The 14454-nt window shown below is 55.0% G+C and carries 10 protein-coding genes and 1 pseudogene; 3 read left to right on the top strand and 8 right to left on the bottom strand.

Annotation, left to right across the window (positions count from 1 at the left end; all coding sequences use genetic code 11):
* Positions 1-59 precede the first annotated feature (59 nt).
* The 4 genes from MKY86_RS06835 to MKY86_RS06820 all read right to left on the bottom strand — a co-directional run bounded on the left by MKY86_RS06835 (position 60) and on the right by MKY86_RS06820 (position 6033).
* Entirely contained in the window at positions 60-2426 is a 2367-nt protein-coding gene (locus tag MKY86_RS06835) for a helix-turn-helix domain-containing protein (protein ID WP_076079671.1), read from the bottom strand.
* Positions 2427-2516: 90 nt separating this feature from the next.
* A complete protein-coding gene (locus MKY86_RS06830; protein ID WP_076079743.1) occupies positions 2517-4124 on the bottom strand; it encodes an extracellular solute-binding protein in 1608 nt (535 codons plus the stop codon).
* A gap of 36 nt (positions 4125-4160) precedes the next feature.
* The gene (locus MKY86_RS06825) at positions 4161-5045 is read right to left on the bottom strand and encodes a carbohydrate ABC transporter permease (RefSeq protein ID WP_036722627.1); all 885 of its coding nucleotides are present in this window, start codon (positions 5043-5045) and stop codon (positions 4161-4163) included.
* A gap of 16 nt (positions 5046-5061) precedes the next feature.
* On the bottom strand, positions 5062-6033 hold the full coding sequence (locus tag MKY86_RS06820) for an ABC transporter permease (protein ID WP_076079672.1): 972 nt from the start codon (positions 6031-6033) through the stop codon (positions 5062-5064).
* Between the two features lie 526 nt (positions 6034-6559).
* On the opposite strand from MKY86_RS06820, the gene MKY86_RS06815 reads away from it, so the two are divergent.
* A complete protein-coding gene (locus MKY86_RS06815) occupies positions 6560-8548 on the top strand; it encodes a beta-galactosidase (RefSeq protein ID WP_076079673.1) in 1989 nt (662 codons plus the stop codon).
* Positions 8549-8972: 424 nt separating this feature from the next.
* Here MKY86_RS06815 and MKY86_RS06810 read toward each other — a convergent pair whose 3' ends face one another.
* The 4 genes and pseudogenes from MKY86_RS06810 to tnpA all read right to left on the bottom strand — a co-directional run bounded on the left by MKY86_RS06810 (position 8973) and on the right by tnpA (position 12860).
* On the bottom strand, positions 8973-10034 hold the full coding sequence (locus MKY86_RS06810) for a methyl-accepting chemotaxis protein (RefSeq protein WP_340826662.1): 1062 nt from the start codon (positions 10032-10034) through the stop codon (positions 8973-8975).
* A 116-nt stretch (positions 10035-10150) separates the two neighbouring features.
* Positions 10151-11182, bottom strand: coding sequence for an FIST signal transduction protein (locus tag MKY86_RS06805; RefSeq protein WP_076079674.1), 1032 nt, complete (start codon positions 11180-11182; stop codon positions 10151-10153).
* A gap of 213 nt (positions 11183-11395) precedes the next feature.
* Positions 11396-12484, bottom strand: a complete 1089-nt coding sequence (locus tag MKY86_RS06800) for an RNA-guided endonuclease InsQ/TnpB family protein (protein WP_076079675.1) — start codon at positions 12482-12484, stop codon at positions 11396-11398.
* Positions 12456-12860: pseudogene (tnpA, locus tag MKY86_RS06795) on the bottom strand (IS200/IS605 family transposase). The gene MKY86_RS06800 and the pseudogene tnpA overlap by 29 nt, the downstream one beginning before the upstream one ends.
* 276 nt (positions 12861-13136) lie before the next feature.
* Here tnpA and MKY86_RS06790 point away from each other — a divergent pair.
* Positions 13137-13322 carry a hypothetical protein gene (locus MKY86_RS06790; RefSeq protein ID WP_076079676.1) on the top strand — a complete coding sequence of 62 codons (186 nt, stop codon included), beginning with the start codon at positions 13137-13139 and terminating at the stop codon, positions 13320-13322.
* A gap of 42 nt (positions 13323-13364) precedes the next feature.
* On the top strand, positions 13365-13853 hold the full coding sequence (locus tag MKY86_RS06785; RefSeq protein ID WP_076079677.1) for a YfbM family protein: 489 nt from the start codon (positions 13365-13367) through the stop codon (positions 13851-13853).
* Positions 13854-14454: the final 601 nt, after the last annotated feature.

The raw sequence follows: 14454 nt of genomic DNA, 5'->3' as shown, positions 1-14454 counted from the left end.
GCTTGTGGACGCCGGGATCACAGGAAGTGAGCCGCAGTCATTCTGGAGCCGGTCCCTGATTACCGGGTCCCGTTCTCCTTCTCCCCCTCCTGTCGGCTCAGCTCACGGTAACGTGTCGGCGTGATGTCCTCCTGTTTTTTGAAAATCCGGTTGAAATAGCTCTGCTGATAGCCGACCTGCAAGGCGACATCGTTCATCTTCAGATCCGTGTCCCGCAGCAGCTCCTTCGCCTTGGCGAGCCGAAGCTCCGTCAGATAATCGATGAAATTCTGCCCGGTGACCCGCTTGAACGACTTGCTGAGCAGAAAAGGGCTGGTACCTGTAACATCTGCACAGCTATCCAGCGAGATATTGTCCATATAATGCTGCTGAATGTACAGCATCGCCTGATCAATCGTCCGTCTTATTCCGGCGTCAGATCGTTCGCACAGCTCCTTCAGGAAGGGAGCAATTACCTGCGTGCGGAACCAGGAGAGAATCAGGCCCGGCTCATGGATCTGCGAGAGGCTGGCATACAGATTCCTGCCGCGCAGTAGCTGGCTCTGGGCCATCCCGGCCTCCAGCACCGCATGAAGAATCGCACCGAGCAGATGCAGCATCCCCTGCTGTACGTCGATCACCTTCGCGCCGCCTGCGGAGAGCGTCTCCAGGAATTCCTCCAGCAGCCGGTCCGCCTCCTCTGCTTCTCCGGTCCGCAGCGCCTGAATCAGCCCGCGCTCCAGCGCGAAGGAATACTGCGGCAATGGGGCGCCCTGCCCCTCCCGCTCCAGCTGCTCCAGGCTGATGATCTGGTTCCCGCCTCCGTACCTGCTGTGGCTGGCCGCCTGCTTCGCCGCCTCGAACGCCCGCGGAATCGCGGAGATGCTCCCGATCCTTGCACTGTACGCCACCGTGGCCTGAAGCTTAAGCATCCGGCTCAAGGTAGCCGCCAGCTCTTCACCGAAGGCGCCCACACGGGCCGGATCGGGGCCGCTTCCCGGTTCCATCAGCAGCATCCCGGAGGTAAGGTCATGCAGATTGACCGTCTCCGCCCGGCCGAAATGCTCACGGGCAAGCTCCAAGGTAATATTGACGGCCGCGAACGACACCAGACTCTCGTCGCCGCTGCGGAATTTGGCCTCCAGGCTGGAGATGCCGGTCAGCTGGATGTACAGCACCACGAACGTACAGTTCTCCACTTCCCACTTATACTGCTTCATCCGGCTCTGGAGATCCTGTTCGGAATAGGCATACAGATACCCCTGGAACAACTGGTGCAGGAAGCTCTGCTGCACATGTGGAAGCTGCTCCGAGAGCGTGTACTGGAGGGCATGCTGCTGTCCGTGCAGGTTCTGCCAGTGCCGCTCGATCAGCGTCAGCTCATCCACCCGGTCCCCGGAGGCCGCATGTTCAGGGAGCAGCGTCTGAAGCAGGCGGCGGACCGGCGAATAGATTCTGCGGGAAGCAATCCAGGACAGGACCGCCGCCAGCAGCAAGGCGCACAAGCTGACCAGGATAATCATCCGGGACAGCCAGACCACTGGAGAGGTTACGCTGGAGATCGGAGAAGCCGACACATACCGCCATTCACTGGCAATCCGCGAGAAATCACCATAGGTCACCGCATAAGTAACCCCATTCCAGTCATACAAAAAGGATCCGCTATCCAGGCTGCCTTTGGCTGTAATCGCCGTCCGCAGCGCCGTAACCAGCGGCGTGGGCGCATCCATTCCGCCCCCCGAGATGAACAGTCCGCCGGATTTCTGCTCCATGAACACCTCCCCCGTGTTGTACGGTGTCATGGTCCGCAGCATCGCGGATACCTTCTCTGTATCCATGCGCAGCAGCAGCGCCCCGAAGGGCTCCCGGCTGCCGCCGGGGATATGGTGCACCAGCGTCAGCTCCTTCTGCTCCGGGTTCACCGGATCAAAAGCCCATTCCGTCCAGTACGTGCTCCGCTCCTGCTTCAGCAGCTTCCCGTACAGCACTTCCTCCTCCGCAGACAACGTCCCGTACTCCGTGCCGAAGCGTACCGGCTGATTACCGGCCAAATACAGCTCAACCTGCCGAACCATGGAATTGGAACCCTGCATGACTACCAGCGTCTTCGTAATATCCCAGGCCCGTTCATGATTCCGGGTGAAATCCATGTTGCTCAGTCCGTAGTCGAACTTCGGATCGAACGCCCAATGGGCCAGCATCAGCTCCAGATTGGACAATTGATCATTAATGTTGTCCGCCCGCTGCTCAATCTGCCGGTTATGCATCCGGAGCAGCTCCTTTTCCAAACTTCCCCCGGCCATAAAGTAAACCAGCAGTCCAATGATCAGCCCGGGAATGGACGAGACGATCAGCACAATAATGAGATTATTGCGGTAATAACGGCCCTTGCGTCCCGCCCGGCCTCCGGTATACCTGTTCCGTGCTCCTGCCGCTTCATTCTCCATTCGTTTCACCAGCCGAATCCTTAGTTTAGAGTTGCCGCCATGCAGCCGCAGCGGGGACAGACCGGCCGGAGACTGGAGCAGGACCGGACTTTACTTGCCGCCTGAGGCGTACAATTCATTCATTTCCTTCACCAGCTCATCTCCGCCAGTCTTCCGCCATACCTCAAAAGCGGACTTCAACCCGGCCTCATCGATCTGGCCGACAATAAATTTGATGCGCGCATCGTTGATTACATTATCGAGCTGCGAACCCTTTTGCGTATAGACTGCCGAGATCAGCGCTTCGGCGGGATTGGTCACAATCGTCGCTTCATTCGTCTTTTGTACCTCAGTCTGCTTCAGCCGCAGCGGCGTCTGCTTCACCTGCTTCGCCTTGTCCTCAGGAATGAACGGCAGCATCTGGTTCAACCCTTCCACTTCCGATTCCAGCAGAACCGTATCGCTGGAGCGTTCGATATATCCGTCCACCAGCTTGTAATGCACGCCTTCAATACCATAGTTCAGCATCGTCTGCAGATCCTCATCATTCAGCCGGTCCAGGAAGGCCAGGACCTGCTTCAGCTCCTCCTCGGTTTTGACCGAAGACTTCGGAATGGCCAGCATGCCGGAGAAGCCCGAGGTCGGGAGGGTATGCAGCGCGCCGTCTGCTCCAGTCACACCGCCGATGACATCCATATAATGGCGTTCCGGCTCGTCTTTGCCTTCTTTTTGGAGAGCGGCATGAATCTTGTCATCCAGCCGGGCCGCGTTATCGACCACATCGACAATGACGCCGGCCTTGTTGTTGACGACCGGATCATTCCATTTGGAGCTGTCCATTACCGCGAAGTCGGCGTTGATCAACTGCTCGTCATACAGCTTTTTCATAAATTTAAGCGCTTCCAAATACTCGGGGTATTCATGCTCAGGCACCAGCTTCCCCTCCTGCACGCCCCACTTGTTCGGAGCTCCGAACCACAGCTTCATCGTATCGAAGCCGCTGGCCCACTGGCCGGTCCACTTGACCAGCACCATGCCGTACGTATCCGCCTGGCCGTTGCCGTCCGGGTCCTGCTCCTTGAACGCTTTTAGCATCGAATAGAAATCATCAACGGTCTTCGGTTCCGCGAGCCCAAGCTTCTCCATCCAGTCCTTGCGGAACACCACGCCGTTACGTCCCAGCGCCCGCCCTCTGTAGATTCCGTAATTCTTGCCGTCGATGGCCGAGTTATTCAGAATGACCTCCTTCGCCCCGCTGAGATTCGGATAATCCTTGAGATACGGACCCACCTCCCAGAACGCGCCGGATCTCGCTGCATTCACGAAGCTGGAGGCCTTCACATCACCTACATACATAATATCAGGCAGCTTGCCGGAAGCCAGCGTAATGTTGAATTTGTCGGCATATGACGCATTAGGCACCCATTCGAAATGAATCTTGGTGTTCGTCAGCTCCTCCAGCTTGGCGGCGACCGGACTGCCGTCCTTCGGATAATTGGTTTTGAAAATCGGCAGCATCAATGTCAGCGCAAGCGGCTCCTCAGCCTTGGCTGTGCCGTCCGCCTTCCCGCTATCCCCGGCAGGCTCCTTCTGTCCCGCTCCCGCATTCTCCCCATTCCCGCCGCAGCCGGACAATACACTTAGAATCATAATCATAGCCAGCAGCATGAACAACCCTTTTTTCGCAGACCGTGAACCTCTGCTCCGCTTCATCTTCATCATCACTTGGCCTCCCTTTATATGTTGACTAACCGGTTACCCTTTGACTGAACCCAGCATCACCCCTTTGGCAAAATGCTTCTGCAGAAACGGATAGACGCACATAATCGGCAGGGTGCCGACCACGATGACGGCCATTTTGATTGACTGCTCCGGCGGCTGCACGAAATTCGGGTCCATGGAGCTGAGATCCCCCGCTGCCGACTGGGACAGCATGACGATCTGGCGCAGCATCACCTGCAGCGGCCACTTGGATGGATCATTAATGTAGAGCAGCGCCGAGAAGAAGTTATTCCAGTGTCCGACCGCATAAAAGAGCGTGAACGTCGCCAGCACAGGCTTCGACAGCGGGAGCACAATCCTCCACAGCAGCCCCAGCTCCGTACAGCCGTCGATGCGGGCCGCCTCCTCCATCTCGGCGGGAAGCTCCTGGAAGAAGTTCTTCACGATAATCAGGTTGAAGGCGCTGATCGCCCCCGGAAGAATCAAGGCATTCAGCGTATCGAGCAGATGCAGCTCGCGGATCACCAGATAGGTGGGAATCATCCCGCCCCCGAACAGCATGGTGAAGATGACCAGATTGAGGATCAGATTGCGGCCCATCAGGTACCGCTTCGCCATCGGGTAGGCCATGGTAACCGTGAAGAACAAATTAACTGCCGTACCGATCACCGTCACGTACAGTGAGACCCCGATGCTGCGGACAATGGTATCTGTGGAGAAAATAAACCGGTAAGCGTCCAGTGAGATCGTCGTCGGAATCAAAAAGACAGCGCGCTTCGTAATTTCCGCCTCGGTGGCGAAGGAACCGGCGACTACAAACAGGAACGGCAGGATGGCTGCGATCCCGATGATGCCCAGCACCACGTAATTAAAGACGTCAAAGGTGATCTCTCCGGCGCTGCGGTAACGTTTAGCCACACATAATGCCTCCTTTTCAATATAATCCGGATTCGCCCGACTTCTTGGCGAGCCAGTTGGTGCCGAGCACCAGCACGACCCCGATGACCGATTTGAACAAGCCGACTGCTGTGCTGTAGCTGAACGCTCCCTGGGTAATCCCCAGCGCATACACATAAGTATCGAAGACCTCCGCCACCTCACGGTTCAGCGCATTCATCATCAGATAGATCTGCTCGAAGCCGTTATCCAGAATCGTGCCCATCCGCAGAATCAGCAGAATGACAATCGTGCTGCGGATCGCGGGCAGTGTAATATGCCAGGTCTGGCGCCAGCGGCTGGCTCCGTCCACCACGGCTGCTTCATATTGCTCCACATCGACACCGGCCAGGGCAGCGAGAAAGATAATCGTCCCCCAGCCGCACTCCTTCCAGATGGTCTGCAGAATAATCATCGGGCGGAACCAGTCGGGATTGGCGAGGAAATCAATTTTGCGCCCGGTGAACGTGAACAGGAATTCGTTGACCGCGCCGCCCTGTGTCGTAAGGAACACGTAGGAGATACTGGCGACGATGACCATGGAGATGAAGTGGGGCACATAGATCAGCGTCTGAATCGTCCTTTTGTAGAAGGAGAGCCGGATCTCATTCAGCAGTAGTGCCAGGATAATCGGTGCCGGGAAAAAGAACACCAGATTATACAGCGACAGCACCAGCGTATTGCGCAGCAGCATGAAGAAATCAGGATTCTGGAAAAAGGTACGGAAATGCTCCAAGCCGACCCAGCCGCTCTTCCAGAAGCCCAGAAATGGCTGGTAATCCTTAAAGGCGAGCAGCACGCCCCACATCGGCACATATTTGAACAGCAGGAAATACAGGAGTCCGGGGCTGAGCAGTATGTAGAGCCATTTGTCCCGCTTCAGACGTCTGAAGCGCTGCTCGCGCCTGCTGCGGCGGAAGCTTGTACCCGCGCTGATCTCTGCTGCCCCCATTGCTGCTCCTTGCTTCATTTACATTCACCTCCGTATGGATAAGCAGCCTCGCTACTACACTTCACTACATTGCCGTGGCTGCGCTTTCTATTATGGTTGGCGGGTGTTTTTCCGGCAATCGGACTTTTTGGACAGCGCCCGGTATGGCTTCAGCGCCGCTTCCGCAATAAAGTCCAAAACCGGCAAAACTTTACTATTGCATGTGGGGGGCAGACACTATATAAATTGAACCTTGTAAGTACTCAGTATGGGATAGCCGTGACTTCAGAGAAGTTTTGGGCTTTCGGCCGCTGCCCTTCTGCAGATTTCTTTGATTAGACCGCTGTTCGCGGTAGAAATCCGCAGACAGCTGATGCTTACGATGCGAGCTTTCCTGCGGAAAGCTTTCAGGCGTACGCTACCGCTCCTACAGCTCCAAAATTCCCCTCCGCCACTTTTCCCAAAATTTATGTTTTCAAGTTCAAACTATGTAGCTTAGGGATGGGGAATAGAAAGATAAGATCATACAGAGCCCGTGCGGAGCTTTTTCAAGGAGGTTAAAAGAATGAAGCAAAAGCTATTTTACGGTGCCGCGTGGTACCCCGAGCTATGGGGGGAGGCTGAGCGGCAGCAGGATCTTCGGCTCATGCAGGAGACAGGCATTAATCTGGTACGTATGGGCGAGTTCATCTGGTCGCTGCTGGAGCCGGAGGAGGATTCTATCGACGTCCGGCCGTTCGCCGAGCATATCCGGCAGCTGCACGATCACGGCATCGATACGGTCATGTGTACGCCGACCGCGACCCCGCCGGTCTGGCTGACCCACGGGCACCCGGAGCGGCTGCACATCCGGGCAGACGGCGCAGTGATGAGTCACGGGTCACGACAGCATGTTTGCACAAATAACCCTTATTTCCGGCAGCGGGCTGCGGTAATTACGGAAGAGCTGGCCCGGGTGCTGGGACAGCTCCCGGGCCTTGCCGCCTGGCAGCTCGACAATGAGCTGAAGGCACATGTGGCCGAATGCATGTGCGGGTCCTGCCGCTCTCTGTGGCAGGAGTGGCTGGAGCACCGCTACGGCAGTATTGGGGAGCTCAATGATGCCTGGGGAACCGGCGTGTGGAGCCAGACCTACCAGCGGTTCGATCAGGTGCCGCAGCCGGTGGCTACGCCTTTTCTGCATAATTCATCGCTCGTCACCCAGTACCGGTTGTTCCAGATGGAGAAGGTTGCGGAATTCGCAGGGGAACAGGCGGCGATCATCCGCCGCTATTCGGCGGCTCCGATCACGCACAACAGCAATGTCCCTTTTCATCTGGACAATGAGCAGCTGTTCCGGGAGCTTGATTTCGCTTCGTTCGACACCTATGCCTCCCAGGCCAACAGACACGCTTATCTGCTGAACTGTGATCTGTGGCGCGGCTTCAAGCCCGGGCGGGATTTCTGGCTGATGGAGACCGGCCCGGCCTATGCCGCTTCGCTTACAAGCTACGGCGAGCCGCACCCGGACGGCTATCTCACCGCTGAAGCCGTGGCCGCCTACGCGCTAGGGGCAGGCGCCTTCTGCTACTGGCTGTGGCGGCAGCAGCGCACGGGCAGCGAGCAGACGCACAGCTCGATTATCAGCGCCTGGGGTCAGCCTGCGCTCGGGTATGACAATGTGCGCGCAGCTTCCGCCGCCAGGCTGCGGATCGAGCCGCACATGCTGAATACCCGGCCGCTCAAGGCCGAGGTGGCGATTACTTATTCGGACCGGGCCAAGGCGTTCCTGGCCACGGAGCCGCACCGGCAGCTGAACTACCGTTCCCTGCTGGGGGACTTTTACAGACGGATTCTCGATCTGGGGATTCACCGTGACCTGCTGCCGGAAGGCGGCGATTTAAGCGGCTATAAGCTGCTGTTCACGCCTTTTATCCATTATCTGTCGCCGGAATACATGGCGCGGGCGCTCGCCTTCACCGCGGCTGGCGGCATCTGGATCTGTGGCCCGCTTAGCGGAGGGCGCACCGCCGAGCATACGCTGCATACGGATGCTGCGCTGGGAGAACTGGAGCGCTTCGCAGGTGTGAACACTACCTTCGTCTACCCGATGGAGGGGACGGGCAGCGTCGGGGAGGCCTTGGGATGCTCCGCACCGCTGTCGCTATGGAGCGCCGTCTTCGAGCCGCTGCCGGGCGGAGCCATCGTGATCGGCATGATCACGGAAGGCCGGACGCCGGGCCTGGCCTACCTGACCGAGCAGCCCTATGGCCGGGGAGCCATCGTCATGCTTGGCTCGCTGCCCTCAGGCGGCGAGGGCGACAAGCAGCTGTGCGCGCTGATTGAGCATTACGCCTCCCGCGCCGGGGTCACCCGGCGCAGTGATGTCACCCCGGGCACCATTCTCTGCCCAAGAAGGGGCGCTGACGGAGAGTTGTGGACGCTCGTCAACATGGACGGGCTTGGCGGCAGCGTCACCCTGCCGCACAGCGGGCAGGATGTGTTGACTGGCAATCCTGTGCCCGCCGGTCCGCTGCCCATTGGCGCTTATGAATACAGGCTGATCTCGCTGTAGTAGTGGAATATCCTCCTGCCGATGGCGGAGAACGCTGCCTCTCAGCAAACAAGTGGAAAAACGCAGCTTGCTATGCTGGTTTCCAAGGAATTTCCGGAAGTAAGTGGATAAACAACAACTAATTATGGTCGTTTAGGCCAGTTTCGGGGAAACGGGTTCATTTAAGTGCTGTTTATCCAATTGCTGTATTGGCATAGGACGGTTGCCGGTCAGCAGGTGGAGTTTATCCAACTCTTTCCCTCCCGCATCATACGCGAGTTGTCTAGTCATAAGGCGCGTGAAGCTTACGCTGGCTGGGCCCCTCCCCCTTAGCGGTGTTTCACCAGCAAGAGGAGTGTTACCTGTGCCCATGCCGGACACAACACAAAACCACCCGGCAGCTTCACTCCCGCTGCCGGGTGGTTTTCCCTTTTACCATATCTGCTTATGCGCCAGTCTTCTCTGCTTCTTCCGCCTGCTGGAGCAGCCCGATCTGATGCAGATGATTCAGCAGCTGCTGGTAATGGTCGGCCTTCTTCTGGACGGTAAGAACCAGCTTACGGAACTGGTCTGTGTCCTGGCCCGATTTCTCCAGAATACGCAGCAAGTCGCTGTTGATCTGCTCCACATCCTCCATGCTGCTCTCCTGGGACTCCTGGATTGCCTCCAGATGCTCGAAGACCTGCTCCTCCGCGACTACGATTTCATTCATATATACGGTGGACTCACCGATCTTCGCCGTGGTCTCGTTCATCGCGAGCGTTCCATCCCCGGACTTGCTGTGAATCTGCTCCATGACACGGGTCATTCCTGAGAGTGAACCCATAATCTCCTTCACATGGCTGCGGGTGCTGTCAGCAAGCTTGCGGATCTCCGTGGAGACAACGGCGAAGCCGCGTCCATGCTCACCAGCCCGCGCCGCCTCAATCGCCGCATTCAGCGAGAGCAGATTCGTCTGCTCGGCAATATCCGTGATGATCTTGGCCAGCTGCTCAATGCTGTGGAAATGCTCCCGCAGATCCTCATTCAAAGCAACGAACTCAGTAAATACCTCCGAGGCCTTCTGCATTTCCGCAGAGATCTGGATATTGGCTTCCTTGGCAAATTCGATTTTGTTGGATGAGTAGGACAAGCTGCCATACATTTCATTAATCAGATCTTCAGTCTGTCCGTTGTTGGTCTTCAAATGCTCCAGGAGCTGCTGAGTCCCGGCGATTTGGCCGATCATCTCCCCGCCGCCTGCCCGCAAGGCCTCGAAGTCCTCCACCAGTTGGGCCTCTTCCTTCAGGATAGCTCCAGTCTCAAGGCGGATCTGCTCCGCCAGGGCATATGCATGTTCCCCATAAGACACCGTGCCTGAAGCATGTGCAGACGGTTCTACGCTATCGTTACCGCTGTGAGGTACATGTGCGTTAGTGCCTGCTTCCTCTACTGCGGCTTTTCCCTCTGCTATAACCGTTTCTGTTAATGCGACCGTATCCTTAGCTGCGATCACACGCTCTGCCATGGCTCTCTCCGCTAACCCGCTTGTATTACTGTGACTTTGAACGCCTTCAGCAGAGGGGGTTCTCCCCCAAGCTGTGCGCAGTTTGCTTAACCACTCCATCCGATTTCAACTCTCCCTTATTCAACCAGCAGCAGAATCATAGTCTGATTGGCATGCTTAGTATAATATTGCTCTCCATAGCTGATGAAGCCTGTAGTGTTGCCGCAGAACCCAAGCATCCTCTCGTCAAAAGCTCCCCAAAGACCGTCCCGTGTAAACAGCTGGTCCCGCAGCGTACAGTTAATATTGAGGACAAACGAAGGCTTGAACGGACTGCCGCCCAGCGTCTCCTCCAGCACTGCCAGCGGATCGGCTGAACTCAGCAGCTCCACATAAGTACTAGACATCATCTGGCTGTAAAAGGTGACAGAGCCGTCCGGATGAACCGCCTTCGGGGAGGCTATGATCAGATCATCCTCGTATCTTTTGCCCAGCGGGCTGCTCAGAAAATGCTCTGCCAGCTCCTTCTCCGGCACACCCAGGACGCGCGCGTATTCCCCGGCCGCAGGCCGCCCGTTGAAGGAATACACCCTTCTGCCGAACACATCGGCTTCTGTCACCAGCAGCGTCTTCCCGGCCGGGACATATATATTCTCTTTGACCAGGGCTGTGCGGGCAGGCATATTGAAATAAATCCCCAGGTTCCGCACCCGGCGGGTTCCTATATAGAGGTAAGTCTCGCCGCGCTCATCGTCAGCCGCACTGCCGCCAATCACCTTGAATTGCGGGTCCATAAAATACAGCGAGGAGAGCAGCATCTCTTCCATCCCGCCTGTGCCGTCACAGAGCAGCATCAGAAAAGCATTCGGATTGCCGCAGACCTTGCGGTAAGCAATCTCCAGCGTACTTGCGCTAAGCACGGGAGGGTGCAGAATGCCCACAATATCTGCTACACCGGCTTCGTATTCAAAACCAGTAATTACGCCACTGCGGTAGCCCTGCGGAGTATATTCCCCCTTGGTTGAGCACAATACTGCCCGCGAAGGCGCATGACGGGATAATTCCCGGACAGCCGCAGCCGCAGCGAACAGCACCAGCCCACGGTTCACATCCAGCTCCTCCAGATAGTTCCTGGCCTCATCCAAGGTGTTAAAAGATACAGCTATCATTATGTATACCAAACCTTCCTTTGCGGAAATTTCTCCCGCATACTGTTACTGAAAAATTAAGTTATAATTTTCAATACTACTCATGTTGAACTTCCACACCCTTAAAAGGGTGGGATTCTTAGCTAGTTAGCGGGCGCATACGTTTCCGCTTTGCCCTACTGCTAAGTTAAGGGCGAGTTCATTCGCCCATCCTAGATCAGAGCGTATAGCTATCTAGGCTGGCAGACTGTTACCATCTGCCACAGGTTGACGCATGATGTTGATGGCACCGACCCGATCCCGATGCGCTGTATAACCGCAGTCGCACTGATACGTTCGATCCTTTGCTTTGTTCCGCTCTCCACAAGAGGGACAGGTTTGCGAAGTGTATGCCGGATTCACTTCAACCACTTGGATTCCAGCGAGTGTCGCCTTATATCCGATGAACATTTGCAACTGATAGAACGACCAATGATGCAGGTTTTTAGCGTTTTTACGACTTGTTCTTGTCGTCTTACGAATATCCGTCAGCTTCTCCAGCTTGATGACAGACACCTGTTCTTGAATCGCCATATTCACGATCTGGCGGCTGATTTTGTGATTCTGATCTTTCATATAACGACTTTCCTTGTCATTCTGTTTACGGATTGCGGATAGCTTTTTAAGCTTTCCTAATTTGCGGCGATAGGTACTGTACTTACGGCGAACAAATTTGTTTTTACGTCCATTTCCGCAAAATTTTGTCTTGCCACTAGAAGTCACGACAACAGCAGGCACTTTCAAGCCTAAATCAATCCCCATCACTTCATGACCCTCGGCTGGCTCAGTAGGGCGTTCGATTGAAATTTGAACAAACCATTTCGCTGACTTTTGAACCACGCGCAGAAGTCCAGGCTTCCCATTTGAAAGCATGTCTCGCTCCCGATCCGGCAGAAGCACAGGAACAACAAACCGTTGTACTTTTCCATCCAGGATCACGGGGAAAGAAATGTGGTTGCCCCAAATCGTATAATTTTGATTGTTCACGTAGTACACCCTCTTTTGGAGAAGAGGCCGCTTTTTCGTTTTCTTGAACCGCTGAAATAGGCTTTTGGCATCTCGAATCACTTGATTCTTTACGGCAGAGGGTAGATTGGCATGAATGGTTTTTGAAGTTAGTTTGGGAAACGTTCCAGACCGTTCGGCTTGCTCCGTTAATTCGTTGACGGTTCGAATGTATTCGTTGCCCATATCCACTAGTACAGACGGACGGGTCGGAAAAATGCGGATTTGAATCGTTACGGTTTGCAGGGTTTCACCCCCTCTTTTTTTGTTCTTCACCATATTGTTTGATCGTTTTGCTTGAAACGTTCCCTGCGGTACTGACCAAGTAGGAACGAGTCCAGAGGGAAGGCAAGTGGTTCAAGTGCTTAAATTGTTCACGGAGGCACCGGGAAGTGAAGTGATTCTTTTCAGTTTCGCCATAAGTTCTGCGGGAGAATCGGTGAGCAGTACGTTTAGAAAAATATGCACATGATCAGGCTTTACTTCCATTGCGAGTAGCTGCCAATCCTGTTCGGCACATATCTCTATAACGATTTGCTTAAACTGAATCACCACTTGATCGACTAGCACTTTACGTCTGTATCTAGGGCAAAAAAACAAAATGATAGTTAATGAAGGATACGGTTGTTTTGGTATTTCTGAAGGCTTGTCTCATACCTCGATTGTAGCATTTAAACAATTTAACTACTACAAGAACACGCGCTCATTTAGTACAATTTTTACAACATAAGGATGTCCCTTAAACAAAGACGATTCATCCCCCCCTAAAGGAGTGGGCTTTCGCGATTAACTTCTGTAAAACCAGAACCGGGTTCATTGTCTGTGAACAATGTCGCAGCCTGTACCGGGTTTCCCTGGAACGAGGTTGAGCCCTTCCTGCAAACCCTGTATCATGAATATATCACAGATCACAGAAAAGAGGCTTCGGCATATGACCTATTCCCAACGCTCCACCCACCCTGCCGCCGCATCCGACTACACGTATCTGGAATATCAGATCGGCATAGCTACCGATGAATTGGCAGTAGCGGTGAAAGCACAGGACGAGCCCCGGGCAGAAGCTATCCGGCTTAAGATTGCTGAACTCGAAGACAAGCTTGCGCTGCTTGAGGATTAAGTACAACTACTCTATCCCAACGATGGAAGGAAGGCTGATACAATGGCGATACGCGGATATTACTTTGCAATGGAAGATGAACTGGTGCAGCAAATTGCCGCAGGCAGCACCCCGCTGGCGAGCTTGAACATAGACAAGTACCCGGGGCTGGATATCGACCGTACCTGGGAGGCGATTCACTACCTGCTCTGCGGTGATATATCGGATGGGCCAGCGCCGCTCGGATATGTGGTCCCGCTGCATTCCGACCAAGGTATTGAGTTCGGGTCATACGGGGCATTCTGCCTGCGTGCCGGACAAGTGGCCGAAGCGCTTGACGCCATCTCCGGACTAGATGAAGCGCAGCTGCGCCTGCGGTATGATTTCCGGACCATGGCCGAGGAGGAGGTCTACCCGCTGGACCCTGATACGGTATCTGACGATGACGCGGATGCGTTCTTTGCCTACCTGCTCCAGTTCTTCACCGGGATCCAGCGGTTCTACAGCCAGACTGTCGCTGCTGGTAAAGGCATTGTTTTCTATTTGTTTTGAAGCCTGACTCGCCCGCCTGATGGCGGGCTGGACGGGTGAGGTGCACTAATGCACCTCATTTGCTCGTTTCGGCCTCTTCGGCTGAATTCGGGTGCACTTGTGCCCCTGATTCCCTTACTCTAGCCCACTTTCGGCGAAATCAAGGGCACTAATGCACCTGATTTGCTCATTTCGGCCGTTTGCGCTGAATTCAAGTGCACTAATGCTCCTGATTTGCTCATTTCGACCGTTTGCGCTGAATTCAGGTGCACTTGTGCTCCTCATCGGCCTCCTCTTCCCACCCGGCAGCTATTAGAGGGATTTATACACTTGATTTCCTCATTCAGCCCACTTCCAGCAAGATTAGAGGGATTTATACACTTGATTTCCTCACTCAGCCTACTTCCAGCAAGATTAGAGGGATTTATACACTTGATTTCCTCATTTAGCTTACATCCAGCAAAATCAGAGGGATTTATCCCTGTGATTTCACGACGCAGCCACGCTTCCGGCCTACGGTGATCAGGGGAGGAAGGCGGGAGACCGTCTCACCTTCCGCGACCACCAAAAAAGGCTATCCCCGTCACTGCTGACAGCGGGATAGCCAAATCACTCAGTTACT

It is taken from the genome of Paenibacillus sp. FSL R7-0333 (genome assembly GCF_038000365.1).
Lineage (GTDB): Bacteria > Bacillota > Bacilli > Paenibacillales > Paenibacillaceae > Paenibacillus_AQ > Paenibacillus_AQ silagei.
This window is presented reverse-complemented; position numbering and strand designations above follow the sequence as displayed.

Bases quoted from the DNA above. Each gene is read 5' to 3' on its own strand.
- MKY86_RS06835 (WP_076079671.1), bottom strand. From the start codon at position 2,426: ATGGAGAATGAAGCGGCAGGAGCACGGAACAGGTATACCGGAGGCCGG.
- MKY86_RS06830 (WP_076079743.1), bottom strand. From the start codon at position 4,124: ATGAAGATGAAGCGGAGCAGAGGTTCACGGTCTGCGAAAAAAGGGTTG.
- MKY86_RS06820 (WP_076079672.1), bottom strand. From the start codon at position 6,033: ATGAAGCAAGGAGCAGCAATGGGGGCAGCAGAGATCAGCGCGGGTACA.
- MKY86_RS06815 (WP_076079673.1), top strand. From the start codon at position 6,560: ATGAAGCAAAAGCTATTTTACGGTGCCGCGTGGTACCCCGAGCTATGG.
- MKY86_RS06810 (WP_340826662.1), bottom strand. From the start codon at position 10,034: ATGGCAGAGCGTGTGATCGCAGCTAAGGATACGGTCGCATTAACAGAA.
- MKY86_RS06805 (WP_076079674.1), bottom strand. From the start codon at position 11,182: ATGATAGCTGTATCTTTTAACACCTTGGATGAGGCCAGGAACTATCTG.
- MKY86_RS06800 (WP_076079675.1), bottom strand. From the start codon at position 12,484: ATGGTGAAGAACAAAAAAAGAGGGGGTGAAACCCTGCAAACCGTAACG.
- MKY86_RS06790 (WP_076079676.1), top strand. From the start codon at position 13,137: ATGACCTATTCCCAACGCTCCACCCACCCTGCCGCCGCATCCGACTAC.
- MKY86_RS06785 (WP_076079677.1), top strand. From the start codon at position 13,365: ATGGCGATACGCGGATATTACTTTGCAATGGAAGATGAACTGGTGCAG.